The sequence below is a fragment of the Pseudanabaena sp. UWO310 genome (assembly GCF_006861605.1).
In the GTDB taxonomy this organism is placed as follows: domain Bacteria; phylum Cyanobacteriota; class Cyanobacteriia; order Pseudanabaenales; family Pseudanabaenaceae; genus Pseudanabaena.
The window spans coordinates 11033-30316 of sequence record NZ_SELU01000068.1 but is presented as its reverse complement, the minus strand read 5'-3'; the positions used below and the strand labels follow the sequence as shown (position 1 = coordinate 30316).

13 protein-coding genes and 1 tRNA gene are annotated in these 19284 nt (G+C 45.3%); 7 read left to right on the top strand and 7 right to left on the bottom strand.

The features are described 5' to 3' along the window. The first annotated feature begins 146 nt into the window (after positions 1 to 146). The 4 genes from PseudUWO310_RS18965 to PseudUWO310_RS18950 all read left to right on the top strand — a co-directional run bounded on the left by PseudUWO310_RS18965 (position 147) and on the right by PseudUWO310_RS18950 (position 6460). Complete coding sequence (locus PseudUWO310_RS18965; RefSeq protein WP_142604048.1) at positions 147 to 2510, top strand: hypothetical protein; 2364 nt, start codon at positions 147 to 149, stop codon at positions 2508 to 2510. Positions 2511 to 2637: 127 nt separating this feature from the next. Then, positions 2638 to 4884 carry a hypothetical protein gene (locus PseudUWO310_RS18960; RefSeq protein WP_142604046.1) on the top strand — a complete coding sequence of 749 codons (2247 nt, stop codon included), beginning with the start codon at positions 2638 to 2640 and terminating at the stop codon, positions 4882 to 4884. A gap of 198 nt (positions 4885 to 5082) precedes the next feature. Next, complete coding sequence (locus tag PseudUWO310_RS18955; protein WP_142604044.1) at positions 5083 to 6210, top strand: hypothetical protein; 1128 nt, start codon at positions 5083 to 5085, stop codon at positions 6208 to 6210. Positions 6211 to 6375: 165 nt separating this feature from the next. After that, positions 6376 to 6460: transfer RNA gene (locus PseudUWO310_RS18950), tRNA-Ser, on the top strand. Positions 6461 to 6585: 125 nt separating this feature from the next. Here PseudUWO310_RS18950 and PseudUWO310_RS18945 read toward each other — a convergent pair. Next, on the bottom strand, positions 6586 to 7332 hold the full coding sequence (locus PseudUWO310_RS18945; protein ID WP_142604042.1) for a DedA family protein: 747 nt from the start codon (positions 7330 to 7332) through the stop codon (positions 6586 to 6588). A gap of 158 nt (positions 7333 to 7490) precedes the next feature. Continuing rightward, positions 7491 to 7895 (bottom strand): NIL domain-containing protein, encoded by a 405-nt coding sequence (locus tag PseudUWO310_RS18940; protein ID WP_055073565.1) that lies wholly within the window; start codon positions 7893 to 7895, stop codon positions 7491 to 7493. Positions 7896 to 8511: 616 nt separating this feature from the next. Here PseudUWO310_RS18940 and PseudUWO310_RS18935 point away from each other — a divergent pair. Next, positions 8512 to 9897, top strand: coding sequence for an N-acetylmuramoyl-L-alanine amidase (locus PseudUWO310_RS18935; RefSeq protein WP_142604040.1), 1386 nt, complete (start codon positions 8512 to 8514; stop codon positions 9895 to 9897). A 140-nt stretch (positions 9898 to 10037) separates the two neighbouring features. On the opposite strand, the gene PseudUWO310_RS18930 is transcribed toward PseudUWO310_RS18935, so the two are convergent. The 5 genes from PseudUWO310_RS18930 to PseudUWO310_RS18910 all read right to left on the bottom strand — a co-directional run bounded on the left by PseudUWO310_RS18930 (position 10038) and on the right by PseudUWO310_RS18910 (position 14320). After that, entirely contained in the window at positions 10038 to 11024 is a 987-nt protein-coding gene (locus PseudUWO310_RS18930) for a succinate dehydrogenase/fumarate reductase iron-sulfur subunit (protein ID WP_142604038.1), read from the bottom strand. 68 nt (positions 11025 to 11092) lie between these two features. Then, positions 11093 to 12391, bottom strand: coding sequence for a bifunctional folylpolyglutamate synthase/dihydrofolate synthase (locus PseudUWO310_RS18925; RefSeq protein WP_142604036.1), 1299 nt, complete (start codon positions 12389 to 12391; stop codon positions 11093 to 11095). Then, positions 12372 to 12728 (bottom strand): nuclear transport factor 2 family protein, encoded by a 357-nt coding sequence (locus PseudUWO310_RS18920; RefSeq protein WP_142604034.1) that lies wholly within the window; start codon positions 12726 to 12728, stop codon positions 12372 to 12374. Before PseudUWO310_RS18920 ends, PseudUWO310_RS18925 begins: the two co-directional genes overlap by 20 nt. 350 nt (positions 12729 to 13078) lie before the next feature. Further along, positions 13079 to 13579 (bottom strand): CGLD27 family protein, encoded by a 501-nt coding sequence (locus PseudUWO310_RS18915; RefSeq protein WP_223805756.1) that lies wholly within the window; start codon positions 13577 to 13579, stop codon positions 13079 to 13081. Positions 13580 to 13801: 222 nt separating this feature from the next. After that, on the bottom strand, positions 13802 to 14320 hold the full coding sequence (locus tag PseudUWO310_RS18910) for a MarR family winged helix-turn-helix transcriptional regulator (RefSeq protein WP_190316075.1): 519 nt from the start codon (positions 14318 to 14320) through the stop codon (positions 13802 to 13804). A 179-nt stretch (positions 14321 to 14499) separates the two neighbouring features. Here PseudUWO310_RS18910 and PseudUWO310_RS18905 point away from each other — a divergent pair, with 179 nt between their 5' ends. Together PseudUWO310_RS18905 and PseudUWO310_RS18900 are read left to right on the top strand one after the other, a co-directional pair. Next, positions 14500 to 15831, top strand: a complete 1332-nt coding sequence (locus PseudUWO310_RS18905; RefSeq protein WP_055073628.1) for an efflux RND transporter periplasmic adaptor subunit — start codon at positions 14500 to 14502, stop codon at positions 15829 to 15831. A gap of 42 nt (positions 15832 to 15873) precedes the next feature. Beyond that, a complete protein-coding gene (locus tag PseudUWO310_RS18900; RefSeq protein ID WP_142604030.1) occupies positions 15874 to 19209 on the top strand; it encodes an efflux RND transporter permease subunit in 3336 nt (1111 codons plus the stop codon). Positions 19210 to 19284: the final 75 nt, after the last annotated feature.

Genomic DNA, 19284 nt, shown 5'->3' with positions numbered 1-19284 from the left:
TTATTAAGTAGTTCAGCATAATTAAAAATTAAAACCAGAGAGAGTACCGCCCGCTTAGCGGGCGGTACTCTCTTCTAGGTTTTAATTTTACTTATGATTAGCCACTTATTCAGCCTTCTGTCCTCTTGTCAAACTTGGATCGTAAAATGCAAAAGCGACATCTATATATATTGTCTATATGCGCCACGCTCTTCTCGTTTAGCGTAGCAATTAAGGCAACAGAAATCTTTCAATCGCGGACGGTCAAAATCCCCAATCCCACCGAAATGTCCAAATTGGCGGATTCCTTCAGTCCTGAGGAAATTTCCCAACTTGAAATCGATGACATCTTGCGCGATCGCCTTCGTTTCGATCCCCAATGGCAAGAAATCGCTCAAGCAGTACGCCAAGATATTATTGTTGCCAAATGGGGGAAGGATAGAGTCGAAAATCCAGTCTGGAAAAAGTATGGAGCTAAGGCTTATCCATTACTGAGTTATTATGCTCGCTCCCGCGATGAGACGAGACAAAAGTATGGACTTGAGGGCATTCGCAGTCTAGGGAAGCCTTACACGACATTATGGTTGAAGGGACAGATTCAGAGGCGTTTGGATTATCCCAATTTTTACGAAATTGCTCCTTACAACTCAGAGGCGCAGAGCAAGGAATGGGAGAAAGAATTTGGTTTAGACGATCCGAAAGTACGGGAAGAATTCATCAGTTTAGCCAAAGCTAATCTTGAACCTAAGAGTTCCAATCGTTATTACGACCAATTCAATCTAGAGTTTTTAACGCGACTCCTCGGTTATGAGGCTGTTTATGGGAAAAATCCTTACGAAAAAAGCAAGAATTTTGAAGGGCTATCAGAATGGTTACAGTATGAGCAGATTCAACAACCCACCGATGGTCAAATTAAAGCCACGATCGCTTTCTATCAGAAATTAGCGAGTGATGCTCAGGAATATATCTTAGTCGAACGGTTGGGGGCAATGAAGGCGCGAGAAATTACCCCATTTGCGCGGGCTTTCTTTCGTTCTTTAGCGGATGATCGGCAAGCGAACGATCGCATGTGGGCGATCGCCGAACTCGATCGCCATGGCGATATTAAAGGGACAGAACTCCTCAATAACATCTTGAATAACGATTTATCCCAACTATATTCCCTCTCAAGAATCGTCAGTTATGAAAATTTTGCTCCAAAAAGTAATTATGCTTATTATCTACTCTTGGGGATGGTGACCAAATATCCCCAATCTAAATTTGCGATCGCCTGTCGCGAATATGGAGATCTCACGGGACGTTCCTATTTTGATGGACAACCGCGCAGTCAGGAAATTCTCGATCGCAATACCAAACGCTCCGAGAAGGAACGTCTCAATGCTTGGCAAGCATGGCTCAATCGTTACCCCACTCATTCAGGGGTAGATGATGCAAACTACTTTCTCGCCCTAGGTTTACAAGCGAATGGTGATATCGTGGGAGCGATGCGCCTCTGGCTCAAAATGATGGTGCAACCCATGGGCGATCGCGATGCGATGTACCTCGCTTTTCCCCATGTGCGAACCCTGTTAGATGTCGGATTGTCCATCGAACAGATCCAAACACTCCTGCAAGAACCCGATAATCAACCCCTTGCGCCAATGCTGCAATATGCGATCGCTATTCAATATGCGCGATCGCAAAATTATGCCAAGGCTTTAGAGATGTCAGCAGATATCAAGTTAGATACTATTCCCGATCGGATACTTACTGACTACTACTATCCACAGGGAAACTGGTGGGGACAGGATGATCGGGTAGCAAATTTCAAGAAGGAATCACAAAAATTGCTCGGCAAGCAAAAACTCCGTTGGGAAAAACTACGCCAATGGCAAATCGAAAATACTCCTGAATCGCGCTATCAAATTGCCTCCAATTGGGCAGGTATGGGTGGTTGGGAAAATGGTTATTTACCCATATGGGACGGATTTCGAGCCTATCTCCTTCCCACCGATTGGAATTGTCGCGATTGGTGGGTATGCGATGAATCTCAACGCAGTAATGCGGAAATTCTCGCCAAATATCAAGCAGGCAGTCAAAATGCGGTTGCTCTTTCTCTCTATCAGAAATTGCTTGAAGATAGTAGTATTTCCACCGCTATTCGCGAAAAAACGCTTTATATGGTAGCGATGACTCTCCTTGCCCAGTGGGAAGATCACACTTTCGCAGAAACCCAACGTATCCATCCTCCCGCAGGTGTGACTGCTAGTATCCAATATCGGCAATTGAGTACTAGCGGTCGCAGATATGCTTATCAAGATTACGAAGATCGCGAAAAAGCGATGCGATCGGATTATCAAAGACGCATCGACAGCATCATTACGGAGTTACAGGTTAAGTTTCCTCAAAGCCAATATATAGATGACCTGCTATTTTCCAGCTTCTTTCTCAGCGATCAACCCCGTTATCTGCAAACCCTCCTAGAGAGATATCCCAATAGCGATCGCGCGGCTGAGGCAAAGTTTCTCTTGCAATTAAAAGGGCAGGGATAGTTATGAATGAAAGCTAAACCCTAAAAGAGCGTACCGCCCGCGTAGCGGGCGGTACGCTCTTTTAGGGTTTTAATTATGCTTAACTGCTTAATTAGAATAAAATAAAAATAAATTTTTCCAGATAGATATGCAAAGGCGACATCTATACATTTTGTCTGTATGTGCAACGGTTTGCTTGTTTGGACTAGAGGTTAAGTCAGCAAGAATCTTTAATTCTCATACTGACAAAATTCCTAGTCCTGCGGAAATGTCTCAAATTGCGGATTCGTTAAGTCCTGAGGAGATCTCACAACTAGAAATTGATGACGTACTGCGCGATCGCCTTCGCTTCGATCCGCAATGGCAAGAAATCGCTCAAGCCATCCGTCAAGATATCATTCAGACAAAATGGGGGCGCGATCCTGTTAAAAATCCTGCTTGGAAGCGTTATGGAGCAAAAGCTTATCCTTTACTGCGCTATTACGCTAGATTTGGCGATCGAACGAGACGACAGTATGGTATCGAAGGTATTCTCAACCTCGGCAACCCCTATACGACTATATGGTTTTATCAGCAAATAAAACAAAAGATAACTAGGGTAGATAGCAGCTATGAGGAATATCGAGACAAAGAGAAAAAAGAGTCGATCGCTCTATCCGAATGGGAAAAATTTGACCAGTTGCAAGATCCGACAGAAAGCCAACTAAACGAGGCGATCTCTTTCTATCAAAAACAATCTATTCATGTTCGAGATCGTATTTTAGTCGAGCGTCTGGGCAAAATTAAGGCAGGAGAGATTACGCCCTTTGGACTTGCCTTCTTTCGGGCTTTAGCAAATGATCCGTCTACAGATGAAGAAAAAGCCAAAGATCGGATCTGGGCGATCGCAGAACTAGATCGGCATGGAGACGAGCAAGGGTCAGAATTACTTCAAGATATTTTGGAGAATGACTTGCCACAACTTTACCCACTATCACTACTTGCTGGCTATTTAAATTATTCTGCGAGGCATTGGCACGCTTATTACTTAATGCTGGGAATAGTAGAAAAATATCCCCAATCAAAATTTGTCCGAGGCTGTCGCGAATATGGAGACTTGACTGGACGTTCCTATTTCAACGGTGAGCCGCGCAATCAAACGATCCTCGAACGCAATGCGAAAATGACTGACAGAGAACGACTCGAAGCGTGGCAAGACTGGCTGAATCGCTACGAAGACCATTCTGGTGCAGATGATGCCTCTTACTTCCTTGCGCTGAGTTTGCAAGACAATAATGACATTATGGGAGCAATGCGCCTCTGGATGAAAATGATGGCGCAACCAATGGGCGATGGTGATGCCAGCTATCTTGCCTTTCCCCATATTCGCATCTTGCTAAATGTCGGCTTGTCTATCGAGCAAATGCAAATACTTTTGCAAGATCCAGATAATCAGCCTCTAGCTCCCTTTTTGCAATATGCGATCGCTATCCAATATGCGCGATCGCAAAACTATGCCAAAGCTCTAGAAACTGCCGAAGATATTAAATTAGAAACACTTCCCGATCGCATCCTTGATGCATATTTCTATCCTCAAGAACGTGGGCGAATGCATACTAGTTTGTATGACCCAGTGGCTAGATACAAAAAAGAAACTAAATCGCTGTTGAGCGAACAAAAACTGCGCTGGCAAAAGCTCCTCCAATGGCAAATCGAAAACACCCCCGAATCGCGTTATCAAATTGCCTCAAATTGGGCGGGTATCGGCGGATGGAAAAACGGTCGTCTAAATTTGCCAGTCTTACATGATTATCAGCGCTATACTTTGCCAAACCCAAGCTATCAAGGCTATCAAGGTTGTCGTAAATGGTGGGTATGCGACGAATCAAAGCGCGACTATGAAGAGATTAGGACTAAATATCAAGAGCATAGTGAAAATGCGATCGCCATCTCTATCTATCAGGAACTACTCGAAGACAATCGCACATCCCCAGCAATTCGAGAAAAAACTTTATATATGATGGCAATGACCTTATTTGACCAGTGGGAAAACCACACTTTCTCAGAAAGTCAAAATATCCATCCTCCCGCAGGAGTAACTGCTACTGTAAGCTTTAACCAATTTAAAAGCAGTTTAAAAAGAATCTTATATGAACTCCCAGCAGCCATAGGTAAACGATATAGCTTTGGAGAAGAACTAAAAGGTGGAAATGTAGTCTCTGACTATCAACATCGGATCGATCAGATTATCACGGAGTTACAGACTAAGTTTCCCCAAAGCCGATATACAGATGACCTACTATTTTCGAGCTTCTTTCTTAGCCACCAACTCAGTTATTTGCAAACCTTGCTAGAGAGATATCCCAATAGCGATCGCGCTGCTGAAGCAAAATTTCTACTAGGGTTGAAAAAATGACAACTGGTAAGAGAGACGATGCTTTATATAAAGCCTTACTTCTAAGAAAATAGATAATGGTGAGAATTCTTTCTAAACTATTGCGAGTTCTCTCAAAACGTGATAGAACGGAATGACGAGTTTCTTCTATCATAAGTAAAAGTATGAGGAAACAAACTAATCAAATCAACTAACATTAATTCTCTTGGTTCCCGTAATATGACTATAGATCTACCTGTAACCCTACAGCCAGAAGGTTTTGGCGCGACTTTGCAAGCTTTGCATAGCAGTTTGAAAGGCTTCCTATCTGAATATGAAGATAAAGTTGCCCAAGCCCGTGCCCAACTCGCTCACGTTGAAGCCCTCCTTGGAACCTTACCCGCCGAAGCTCCTAAAGCTAAGGCTAAAAAGAAAGAAGTTGCTGTTGCTCCCGTTGCTGCTCCCGTTGTAATTGCTGAAGTTCCACCTGCCCCCACTAAAGGTCGCAAGCCCAAAGCCATAGCTCAACCTGAAGCAGCCCCCGTCGCTACACCCGCTGCCAAAGGAAGAGGAAGAGGACATCGTCGTGGTTCTTTGACAACTCGTCCTGCCTACGAAGGACTGACACTGACAGAAGCGATCGAAAAGATTTTGAATGAGCGTCAAGGTCAAGCCGTTAATGCTGATGATGTGGTAAATATCCTTTACGGTGATTTGACTGAAACGGTATTCCGCGTTGCTAAGGAGCGAGTCACCAAAAACCTTTCTAAGGGCAAGGGTGAAAATAGATGGAAGCGCGTTCCTAACCAACTTGGTTACTATACCCTGTCTCTAGAAACCTTGAAAACAGTTCCAACCTCAACGATTAAAAGAGGTAGAGCCGCATCGGTCAAAGTCGAAGAGCCGAAAAAGACACCTGTAGCTAAGGCAACCAAGGCTCCTAAAGCTACTAAAGTTGCTGTTGCTCCCAAACCAACCAAGGCTCCTAAAGCAACCAAGGCTGCTCCTAAGGCAAGCGCTCCTGCAAAAGTAGCTCCTAAAGCGACAAAGAAGGCAGAAGTAGAAGCACCTAAAGCAGCACAGCCCAAGAAGTCTGGTCGTTTGAGTTCCTTAGTCATGCGCCCTCTATATCAAGGCAACACCTTGACCGATGCGATCGAGAAGGTATTGCAAGAGCGTAAAGGTGAGTTTGTTAATGCTGATAGCGTTGTCAAAGCTCTGTATGGCGATCTCTCCGTAGAAAATTTCCGTCAAGCCAAGGATCGCGTCACCAAGAATCTATCCAAGGGTAAATTGGATGGCAAGTGGGAGAGAGTTCCTAATCAGCTAGGCTACTACACTCTATCGATGTCCGCAGTCAAAGCGTAAACAGTTCGATCAAGATGATTTCCGTGATAATTTCCGTATGGTGCTTGATCACTGGAACTTGAAATTATCAAAACTTCGTTCTTAGACAAAAAAATAAAGACTCGCAAAGCGAGTCTTTATTTTTTTGCTTGTGTTAGGGGTAACCATAGGTTAGAATACCAAACGGGAGAGATGGCAGAGTGGTCGAATGCGTTCGACTTGAAATCGAATGTTGTGAAAGCAACCGAGGGTTCGAATCCCTCTCTCTCCGTATATAAATAGCGGTGCAGGGCAAACCCCTGCACCGCTATTTATTGGTTTTAAATGTCTATTTCTTTAGTGGAAAGAGAGTAAGAATCTGCAAAGCAAAAAACTGCCAAACGGCAGTTTTTTGCTTTATTCTTTTTCGAGCTTGACGGCAACTTTATCTTCGGTAATTGGTAAAAGGATGGGGGATTCTGAGGCGGATTGGAGATTGGAGTGATTGGTTTTAGGGGGCTGAGGATGATTTGAGTTGCGCCAATTACTAATTCTTTCCTTGAGCCAAAAGAAGGCTGGTGGAGCCGCAAACCAGAGCAAAACACCACTTAAAATAATCGAGCTAATCCTGACAACTCCAGAGACTAGAGTTTCTAAAGGAATTAAAGTACCTGCATAGTAGGCTACGCCTGTCGTAACTGTTCCCCAAACTAATGCACCCGTGGCATTAAAAAATAGGAATCGCGAGTAGGACATCCCCGATAATCCTGCCATTGGTCCAGCAAAAATTCGCAAAATGGCGATAAATCTGCCAAAAAATACGGCTCGATCAGCACTACTGCGAAATTTCTCGCGGGCGATCGCAATTTCATCGGTGGGCATCCGAAACAACTTGCCGATTTTTTCTAGGGCGGGTAAACCGCCCCATCGCCCTAGCCAATAGCCAGCGCTGTCTCCTAAAATCGCCCCTGCAACGGCACTTAACAAAAGCAATGGATAGCGCAATTCGCCATTACCAGCCAGAAATCCCCCGACTAGGGTGATCGTTTCTCCTGGTAAGGGGATACCCGCATTCTCCAGCATGATGCCAAAGAAAACGATCCAGTATCCATACTGCTGTATCCATTCTTGAATAATTTCTAACGAAAAAAACTCAAAATGCATGAGTTATGACTCAAAACTTAGTTGGTTAAAAGGTTTGTGAAAAATTGTTACTTTTTGTATCATTATAGTCGAAATAGTCATAGTCGAAATAGTCGAATCTAAGTCAAATAGAGACGTTGTGGTAAGCGATCTGACTTTTTTCGGCTCTATAATCAAGCTTACAAATTGATGGATATGGCATTAACTGGACAAGCTGTAATGCATTGTTCGCAGACAACACAGCGCGATCGCAAAAAGTTGAGTTGAAAGGTTTTAGGATCGAGGGTAAGGGCTTCCGTAGGGCATACACCTGTGCAGAGACCACAATCGACGCAGGTAGTATCGTCAATTACAATTTCCCGCCCATGTAATGAAACCTCAATATCCTGCGATCGCATCCAGTCTAGGGCTTCTTCGAGCTGATCGATGTCACCAGATAGCTCTAGCACCATTTTGCCAACTTTATTGGGGGCAACCTGAGCGCGAATGATATTTGCGGCAATATTAAAATCCTTGGCAAGCCGATAGGTAATCGGTATGCTGATAGCTCGTTTGGGAAAGGTAAGATTAACTCTTTTTTTCATGATTGGTGTTTTTGGGAAATTCCCGCCCTAATAAACCAGCAGTACTAGTTATGATTATGAAACCAATTTTGATGTTTTCATCATCAAATCTGAGCCAAGCCCAAAAAGTATAGCTATAGCCAAATAAGTTAAGACATAAAACCCAGAGGAGAGTTGCGGCGCGAAGCGCCGCAACTCTCCTCTGGGTTTTATTTTTGTCCTAACATAATCGGCTTCTACTTCTGATATAGCTATAGCCAATTAAGTTAGGACAGCAAACGCAATAGAGAGTTGCGGCGCGAAGCGCCGCAACTCTCTATTGCGTTTGACTATAGCTATGAGGTAAGGGACTTGCGAGAAAATAAGATACCAATCCAGATTTACCAGAATCGGTGGCGCGGCTCCGCCGCGCCACCGATTCTGGTTTTATATTTGGTACTTCATTAAATCGCAAGTCCCTAACTGGGTGCAATTAAATATAAGACTGACGACCTGTGGCGCAATCTACGCTTGCGCCACAGGTCGTTAGTCTGGATTTTAATTATGCCTAATCACTTAATAAGCAGTTAAATTGGACAAAAGCTGATAGACTTACGAAGACTTTTTTGCTTGCTGAAATCAACTAGCAGATAGGGATATGGGCAAAATATTTATTTCCGCAGGTCAGGGTGGTTTTGAAGGGTCATTTCGCGATCGCTGCGAGATGGCGGGTGGAACGATGGAAACCAGTGAATTAGCGGCCACAAGAGATTTAGTGGTTGCTGAATTAAGATCGCGTGGAATTGCGATCGTCATACCTAGCGATGACCTCAATTTAGAAGAAACAATCGCTTGGGTTAATGCCAGAGCCACATCTCAGGATGTCGCGTTGTCTCTACAAATTGATATCGCTAATGCGACGGAATTACGCGGCGCAACGGCCTACTACATTACGAATAATGCTTTACGCAAGCGCCAAGCTGAGATTCTTACCAATGCCTTGACTAAGCGTGTACCTGAAATTACCAATCGTGGGGCAAAGGCAGACACGATCGCGAGTATCGGTAGTTTGAGTTTTTGTCGCCAAATTGCAATCCCTTCTATCTTGTTGGAAGTAATTTTTGGCAACAATTCTCAAGATCGCCTGTTGATGCAAACAAGACGGCGGGACTATGCGATCGGCATTGCCGATGGTTTACAAACATGGATTAACGAAACGGCGACCACGATTCCCGTTTTCAGTCCCGCAAATCGTCCTACCTCAGTTAAACCCGTAACCTATCCAGAGATTAGTATCAATCTCAACGGTCAGGGCTATGAAGAAAAAGGGATTCTCGTTGCAGGAAATGTTTTTGTCCCTGTGGATCTGGTCGATCGGCTCGGTTTTAATCTCAGCCAAATCCCTCTATCTTGTTGTCTGCGTTATCAAAGCATCGTCTATGTACAGGCGATCGCTTTGCGCGAACTCAATACTTCTGTCTCATGGGACAGCACCACTCGGACTCTTTCTCTCAAAACGATCTTTAAGGTTTTTGTTGGGCAAATCGATCAAATCATGGGTGTGGGCAATGCATCGGAAGTCCAGCTACTGATGTTTCTCAAAAACAATAACGAATCTGCGCTCACTGATTATGGTGACTTACCCCATTTGTATCGAGAGGAAGCCGAGATTGAAGGAGTGAATCACGATATTGCCTTTTGTCAGATGTGCGTGGAAACCAGTTTTTTGCGATTTGGTAGGGGGATTGAACCCGATCAAAATAATTTTGCGAGTTTAGGAGCGATCGCTAATTCCAAGACTAATCTGGGTGCAAGTTTTGCCGATCGGCGGACAGGTGTGAGAGCGCATATTCAGCATCTTAAGGCCTATGCCAGTAATGCGCCCCTCTTCAAACCTGTAGTTGCGCCAAGATTCCATTTAGTGGCTAGGGGAGTTGCCCCAGTTTTACATCAATTAACTGGACGCTGGGCGATCGATCCTCTCTACGATCGCAAAATCATCGCCCTCATCCGTCGCCTTTACGAATCCGCAGGTATTTTTTAGGTAGTCTTTCTGGAGCGCACGCGCAGCGTGCGCTACAGATTATGTTTTTTTTAATTATGCCCAGTTACTTATAGCAGCGTAAAAGCCTAAAGATGAGTGGCGGCGCTTCGCGCCGCCACTCATCTTTAGCTAAGCAAACCTTACTTATTTTTAGCTTTCTCGATCGCTTCAATTAGGGCTTTCGCTTCGGTCGCTCCCTCGGATTTTTGGAATTGCCAAGGATAGGGCATTTTGCCACTTAAAACCATGCGGATACCGAGAGGGAAAATGCTCAGTAGCCCTTTGAGATCGCGGAAGTTATCACCAACGACCCGCACCCCAAATTTGCTTTCATCAATCCAGCCATCCTCTTTGACGAGATCAACCATTGTGTAACGATGGCGTTGAGCGGTGGATTCTGGCAGATCGGGATTGGCAAGAATTTCATGTTTAATTTGGGAAATTCGATCTAGGGGTTGCACTTCCACAGGACAGACTTCGTTACAGTTATAGCAGCGCGTACAGTCCCAGACAAATCCCGATTCGTTATATTTTTGGATTCGTTCCTCAGTGCGATCGTCGCGGTTATCCGCCATGATTCGATAGGCTTTGGCTAAGGCATGGGGACCAACGAAGCGATCGCTGATCGCAGCAGTATTACATTCGGAATAGCAGGAACCGCAGAGAATGCAATTAGCAGCCGCTTGGAGCTTGGCTCTCTGTTCGGGAGTTTGCAAAAATTCAGTTTTGCTAATTTGCCGCGATGCAGTGGAGACATAGGGATCGACCTTAGCGAGGTTATCCCAAAATTTAGTCATGTCCACGATCAAGTCTTTAATGACAGGGAGATTTTGCATCGGTTCGATTACCAATTCAGTATCATTCTCTCCCATCACTTCGCCGATCTGCTTCTGGCAAGCCAAGCCCGAGCGCCCATTGATCCGCATCGAGCAAGAGCCGCAAATGGCATTGCGACAGTTGCGCCGAAACCCGATGGAGCCATCCTGTTCACTCTGAATTTTGATTAAGGCATCGAGCACTGTAGTGCGATCGGGATCGACTTCGATATGAAAGATTTGATAGGTGGGATTGCTATGGCGCGATGTTTGGCGGCGAAGCTTGACTGTAATATTTACGGTAACATTCATGATTGACTTTCGCGATCGGGCTTTCGTGATCGGGCTTTATGCATTCAGTTTAACCCTAAACTATCCGACTAGATATTACGACTTAGAAACTCTCCGACTAGATATAATGAACCACAAAGAATGATCGGCTCATTCTCTCGCTCCTCTCCCCCATCTGCAAAAGCAGCCTCTAGTCCTAACTCTAAACTAGGATAAAATTTGGGGGAATGCAGAGGATGACTCTTGGGATAACCCTTGAATATAGAAGTTGCTAAATCAGCTAAATCCTGTGGTGGCGTAGTGGCAGGACTAGGAACGGGCACGGGAAACAGCAAATCATCGGCATCTAAAAGTTCCTTGAGAATGCCCAATCGATCCTTTGTATTTAAGATGCCGACGATCCAGCGTTTTCGTTGTTGGGGAAACGCCTCATCGACAAACTGACGGAGGTATTGCGCCGCCGCCACATTATGCGCTCCATCAATTAGGATCTTGCGCCGCTTTCCATGAAAATTAAATTCCATCCATTGTAGTCGTCCCGCCCATCGCGTGTTTGCCATGCCTACCCTGATTGCCTCATCGCTAATCTGCCAGCCTTGATTTTGCAAAACTCGAACCGCCGCGATCGCCACTGCCGAATTGATTAATTGATGATTGCCTTGTAGGGGCAAAGGATAGACAAAATCTTGGTATATCGCACCCGCATCCGTCCGCCTAGCAGCCTCCACCCAAACTACAGTGGCATGGCATTCTGTTACTTTTTTTTGCAAAGCCGCGATCGCTTCAGAATCGTTTTCGGCGATGACAACAGGACATTGCGGCTTGATGATGCCTGCTTTTTCGGAAGCGATCGCCGCCAAGGTATCGCCCAATTGTTGACAGTGATCCATCCCGATCGATGTAATCGCGCAAACTAAAGGGCGATCGCATACATTCGTCGCATCTAGTCTCCCCCCTAAACCCGTTTCGAGAATGGCAATATCGACTTTTTGCTCCGCAAAATACCACCACATCGCCGCCGTAATGACTTCAAATTGGGTTGGCGGCAAGTTAGGAGCGATCGCCGCCTCTACCTGATTCAAAGCTACGAAAAGATCCTGATGGCTAATCCATTCGCCATTAATCGTAATCCGTTCGCGCCAATCGATCAGATGTGGCGAGGTGTAACGTCCAACCCGATAACCCGCCGCTTGCAAAATCGACAGTAAAAAAGCACAAACCGAACCTTTTCCGTTTGTGCCTGCGACATGGATCACGGGAATCTGATTTTGAGGATTTCCCAAGGAATCGAGCAGTTGTTGAATACGCTCTAAACCAAGGTGAATGCCAAATTTATCGAAACTGGCAAGATATTCTTCAGGTGATAGATCAATTAGCTTTGGAGACATGAACTTCTAAGGCATAAATTTTGCCTTGGGCATCGACTTCAGCAATATGTCTGCCTTGCATCGCGAATAGTTCACCACTATCGCGCTTGCCCGCGATCGCCCAAATGGCTTCTAGTCCATTTTCCGTCCTTCTGGTCGTCCAAACACGCTGCATTCCTGAATAGGTCTGAAAAAACTGGCGATACAGTTGTGAGATGGCATCCTTACCAACTACCTTACGGGCTCCCGCAGGTTGAACTTCGGCTTCTTCAGCGAACAATTCCACCAATTCATCAAATGCTTTGTCGTCTTCCCTAGCGCGATCAGAGAGTTCAAAGTATTGGTCTAAAACTGTCATATTTAGGCACCTTAGTTCTTATAAGTTCTTATGTAGCTCGGAAAATCTCTTTGTGAAAGCTTAAGAAGCTTTTTACAGCTTTGCTGGACTTTTTGCTTTTATGTAAATATATATTAAGCTTTGTTTTGCCGAATTATCTTCACCCGACTGGGCTTAATCGCTCTCGCTAGATGTATAGCAACGTAAGGTTTACTTAGGACATAAACCCCTAAAGATGAGTTGCGGCGCAAAGCGCCGCAACTCATCTTTAGGGGTTTAATTTGTCCTCACTATCTAATTAAAAGCCATAGCCAAAACCCGTAGCTGAGGCTGCGCGTCAGCTACGGGTTTTGGCTAACGTCCAACTACAATTAATGCAAAATATTTAAAATGCCGAAACTTAACAATAGAATCCCAATTATGCCCAATAGAGTTTTTTGTAATCTGGCGATCACTGGTTTTATTTCGTAGGCTACCAGCAACCGATCCTTCGCTAAGTCGGCTTCAGGCTTTTCCCATGTTTGTCCGTCATACCAGCCTGACTCTTCATAAAAAATTTTGGCACTGTCAAGGCGTTGTTTCACATGTCCCCATCCCGATAGCAGCAGCAGCACTGGCAAAACTAGCCCCACCGATCCGCCAATATTCGCAACACAAATAAACTGCCATAGATGCCGACTAGGGGATTGAATACTGATGGCGACTGGCGAAAAAATAATCGCAAACCCCAACCAGATCAGCAATAACATGCGTAAATATTGCGATCGCCCTAATTTTGCCCAACGATAAAAGAAAGCTTCCTTAAGCTCGACATATTCATTGAGCGGCTGTTGATCTTTAGGAACTGGACAGGACATGGATAGAGAAATCATGGGGAATTACTTTGCTAGTGTAGCAATAAGCCATGCCGAAATATTGCGGGCTTGCGAATCTAATCGCTGTTATAGCAGTAGCCAGTTATGTTAGGACAAAAACAAAACCCAGAAGAGTATTGCGGCGCTTCGCGCCGCAATACTCTTCTGGGTTTTATGTCTTAACTTATTTGGCTATAGCTATACCTGCATTCTGTGAGAGGAAATCGAAATATCAAGGAGTTAGCGTGACGATAGGCGACCTGTTGGGTTGACTAATCGGGGATCTAGACCACAATCCATAAATATTTGATGTAGTTCTCCCAGTCCATTGATTAATTGAAGGATTTGCTCTAGGGTGATCTGCTCTAACTTGTCAGCAAGGCGATCGCCTGTTTCTTGAAGGACTTGGTGGAGATGTTCCTCGCCTGCGGCTGTGAGATTGAGAATCACCTGTCTTTTTAAATTAGGATCGACGGTGCGAGTTACCAATTCCTTTTGGACGAGACGCTCGATCATGGTGGAAGTAGAAGCGCTACTGATGCCCAAATAGTCGGCTAATTCTGCTAGGGATACACCCGCATTAGTTTTTAAAAAATCAAGGGAGCGTAGCTGGGGAATGGTGAGACAAGTTGATTTTTGCTGGCGCACTTCCGCATGAATACATCGCATTACCGCAGGGACTACATCTAGAATTCGATTGGCACAAATATGGTGAGAGATCCGCGATGAAGCTATGGATGAACTGATAGAGGAATTCATAGATGAACCTATAGATGAACCTATAGATGAATTGGCAGTAGGTGATGTATCCATCTTGACTAGGTAGATATATTAATGTAGTACTACTAATAGTTAGCTAAATTAACAATCAGCATATAACAAACTCATTCCAACTCATTCCAAATTATTCCAAAGTAGTTGCAATTTGCCTGACAACCATGAGACATCCTTTTCTATCTGTATCGCTCCTGATTATGGTTGCCGCAGCAACCCCCAGCTTATTGACGGCTTGCGGATCGTCTCAGGCGGAGTCAGGCAAAGAACGCCGTCCTGCCGTGCCCGTATCCGTAGTGCCTGTAGTTCAAAAAACATTACCCGTCCAAATTCGCAGTACTGGTGTGGCTGAAGCCTATGCCACCGTATCGGTAAAATCTCGCATCGGCGGACAGTTAATCGAAGTCGCGTTTAAGGACGGACAGGATGTCAAGCAAGGGGATTTGCTATTTCGGATCGATCCGCGTCCTTTAGAGGCGCAATTGCAACAGGCGATCGCTAATCAATCTCGCAACCAAGCGCAGCTACAACAGGCGATCGCCAATCAAGTCAAGGCCGAAACAACCATTACCCAAGCCAAGGCAAATCGCGATCGCGACTCGGCTCAGTTGCAGTTTGCTGATTTTCAACGAAAAAGTTACGACCGACTCTATCAAGAAGGCGCAATCAGTCGCACCCAAGCCGAACAGTTTCGTACTAATGCCAGCGTATCTCAAGCCAATGTGAATGCTTCGGGTAGTGCGATCGACACGACGATCGCTTCAGCAGAATCGACCAGAGCCGATATTGAATCGGCGAAGGCAAACTTAGCAGCGGGAGAAGCGGCGATTGAAAATGCTAGAGTCCAACTTTCCTACACCGATATTTACTCACCGATCGATGGACGAGTTAGTAGTGTCAAATCGAATCAGGGGAATTTGATTAAAGCTGACGCGGATGCTCCATTAGTGACGATCAGCCAGATTCGCCCGATTTATGTGACCTTCACAATTCCAGAGCGATCGCTAGCACAGGTAAAGCAATACCAAAAACTCGGCAAGCTCAAGGTGGATGTATTGCTGCCCAACGATAAGCGCCCAGTTCAAGGTGAACTGACCTTTATTGATAGCTTAGTCGATGCAACTACGGGAACCGTAACACTCAAGGCAACCTTCAATAACAAAGACGATCGCCTCACTCCCGGTCAGCGAGTAGATGTAGTGCTGAATTTGACCGAGCAAGTTAATGCGCTCTCAGTTCCCACCCAAGCCGTCCAAACGGGACAGAAAGGTCAATTTGTCTATGTCCTCAAATCAGATAGCACGGTGGAAATCCGTCCCGTGAAAGTAAGTAATACCGTGGGCAGTGAGGTGTCAATTTCTGAAGGATTGCAAGCTGGCGAAAAAGTAGTAACCGATGGTCAGTTTGCCCTATCGCCCAACGCCAAGGTCGAGGTAAAGGAAGCGCAAAATCAGGGTGATGAAAAGAAAGATAAAGAAGACAAAAGCAAAAAGTAAGCCACCAATCACCAATCACCCATTACCAATTCCCCATTACCAATGAATATTCAAACCTTTATCTTGCGCCCAGTCATGACCACCTTAGTCATGCTAGCGATTCTATTGTTTGGGGCGATTAGCTATCAAGTACTGCCCGTTAGCGATCTGCCTACGGTGGATTTTCCTACGATTAGCGTAACGGCGGCTCTGCCCGGGGCTAGCCCCGAAACGATGGCTTCCTCGGTGGCAACTCCTCTAGAGCGGCAGTTTTCCTCGATCGCAGGATTGGATTCGATGACCTCCAGTAGTGCGATCGGTAGCACGCAGATTACCTTGCAATTTAGCCTCAATCGCCAAATTGATGGTGCGGCAGCGGATGTGCAAGCGGCGATTACCAAAGCTGCTAAGCAGTTACCGCCCACCTTACCGAGTCCACCGCAGTATAGCAAGGTCAATCCTGCCGATCTGCCTATTCTCTACATTGCCCTGAAATCAGAAGTACTGCAATTGTCGGAAGTAAATAAGTATGCGGAAAATCTTCTTGCCCAGAGATTGTCAACGGTCGATGGGGTGGCTCTCGTATCTGTCTTGGGCGCTCAAAAATATGCCGTACGGATCGATCTCGATCCGCAAGCCTTGAAAGCTAAAGGTATTGGTATTGATGAAGTAACCACAGCGATCGCTCAGGGAAATTCCAAACAAGCCACGGGCAGTATCAATGGGATCGATCGGACACTGACCATTGGTACTAATGCGAGTTTAAACAATGCAAAGGCTTATAGCTCTTTAATTGCAGCCTATCGCAATGGCGCACCCGTGCGGTTGAATGAAATTGCCCAAGTGCGCGATAGCGTCGAAAACGATAAGCTCGCAGCTTGGTATAACGGTACGAGAGGGATCATCCTGACCATCCAACGCCAACCAGGAACGAATACAGTTGCGATCGTTGATACGCTCAAAAAACTGCTCCCTACCTTCCGCGAACAAATTCCTGCGGCGATTGATATTGAAATTTTGTACGATCGCTCGCAATCGGTACGCGCTTCCGTCGAAGATGTGCAGTTCAGTCTGCTATTAGCGATCGCCCTAGTGGTGATGGTGATCTTCCTATTTCTCCGTAACTTCTCAGCTACCTTGATTCCCAGTATCGCCCTACCGATCTCTTTAGTGGCAACCTTTGCTGTCATGTATAAACTGGGCTATTCCCTCGACAATCTATCTTTAATGGCGCTTACTTTATCGGTAGGTTTCGTTGTTGATGATGCGGTGGTCGTACTGGAAAATATCGTGCGTCACCTAGAAATGGGGAAATCTGGATTTCAAGCGGCGATCGATGGATCAAAGGAAATTGGCTTTACCGTTCTTTCCATGACGATTTCCTTGGTTGCCGTATTCATTCCCATCCTATTTATGGGGGGGATTATCGGTCGTCTCTTTCAGGAGTTTGCCGTTACGATTAGCGTTGCCATTCTCGCTTCGGGATTTGTCTCGCTGACTTTAACTCCCATGCTTTGCAGTCGATTTCTCAAACATACGACGCATAGTGGCAAGCCTATAATTGTAAATATTGCCGAAAGCGATCGCGTTGATGACCATATCTCAACTGGAATCGCGAACGAACATCATCACGATATTAGTAACGGGCATAATCACGGGAATAATAACGGGAATCATAACGGGCATAGCGATCATAACGGGCATCATCACGAATATAATCACGATGAATATAATCACAATGAGCATATTCACGATTCCCCAAGCCTAGAGAATTTAGGAAATCAAGGCGACTTCTTTCAACGCTTTTATGCTTGGAGTTTGCGCTATTCCCTCAAATACCATCGGATCACGATGGCTATTTCGGCGACCATTTTGGTGGCGACAATCATTCTCTTTGGGCTAGTTCCCAAAGGATTTATCCCCAATGATGATACTGGGCAAATCTTAGGAACTACGGAGGCAATCCAAGGTATTTCCTTTGATGAAATGGTCAAACATCAAGCCAAACTTGCCGAAATTGTCAGCCAAGATCCTGATATCGAGGCAGTTTACTCCGCTGTAGGTGCGGGTGGTACTATTGCACTTCCGAATAATGGGCGTTTGTTTATGCGCTTAAAAGAACGCAGCCATCGATCGCGGAATGTCGAACAAATCATTCAAGATCTGCGTCCCAAGTTATCTAAAACCCCTGGTATTCGCGTCTTCTTGCAAAACCCGCCCGCGATCAGACTGGGGGCACAAATATCCAAGGCTCTATATCAATATACGGTTTCTGACACTGACCTAGAGGGACTCTATCGCACCGCACCTGAACTAGAAGCGAAGCTGCGTCAATTGGATAGCCTGCAAGACGTTACTAGCGACTTACAGATTAAAAATCCTCAAGTCAATATTGATATCGATCGCGATCGCGCCTCCGCCCTCGGTATCACCGCAACCCAGATCGAATCCGCTCTTTCCTACGCCTATTCCACGGCAAAAGTCTCAACCATTTATGGTACAGACAATCAATATTCTGTAATTGTGGGCTTGGCTCCAGAATATCAAGCGGACTTGAAATCCCTAGAACTACTATCGGTGCGATCTAGTAGCGGGCAGCTAGTCCCATTGAGTACTATTGCTTCCTTCAAGCAAACCGTAAGTGCGCTTTCGGTTAACCACGCATCGCAATTACCTGCGGTCACAATTTCCTTTAACCTCAAACCTGGAATATCTCTCAGTGATGTAGTTGGCAAAATCGAGCAACTAGCTAAAGAAATTCTACCTGCTACCTCGACAGGAAAATTCCAAGGAACGGCTCAAGCTTTCCAAGACTCCCAAAAAGGGCTAGGACTGTTACTTTTAGCTGCCATCTTGGTAATTTATATCGTTCTTGGAATTCTTTACGAAAGCTTTATCCATCCCATTACCATTCTTACGAGTCTCCCATCGGCGGGATTCGGCGCATTGCTTACCTTACTTATTTTTCGGAGCGAACTAAACGTTTATGCCTTTGTCGGCATTATTCTCTTAGTCGGGATTGTGAAGAAGAACGGAATTATGATGGTGGACTTTGCGATCGGCGCTCGCAAGTCAGGTAGCACCGCCTATGATGCCATTTATGAAGCCTGTTTAGTTCGCTTCCGCCCAATCATGATGACCACGATGGCAGCCCTGATGGGAACTTTACCGATCGCTCTTGGTTTAGGTGCAGGTGCTGAATCTCGCCGCGCCTTGGGATTGGCGGTAGTTGGTGGCTTGGTGTTTTCGCAAATGCTAACGCTTTACATTACTCCAGTTTTCTATGTCTATATGGAGGCAATGCAAGAACGTTGGAAAAATCGCAACCATAAACCTTCTAAACCCTCCCAGAAATCTAAGCCTAAGCCTCCCCTGAAAGTCTTACCACCCACGGTTTAATACCAATTCGCGAAAGTGTTGTCACACTTTCGTGAATTATGCGAATTATATAGCTGTAGTCAGTAATATTAGGAC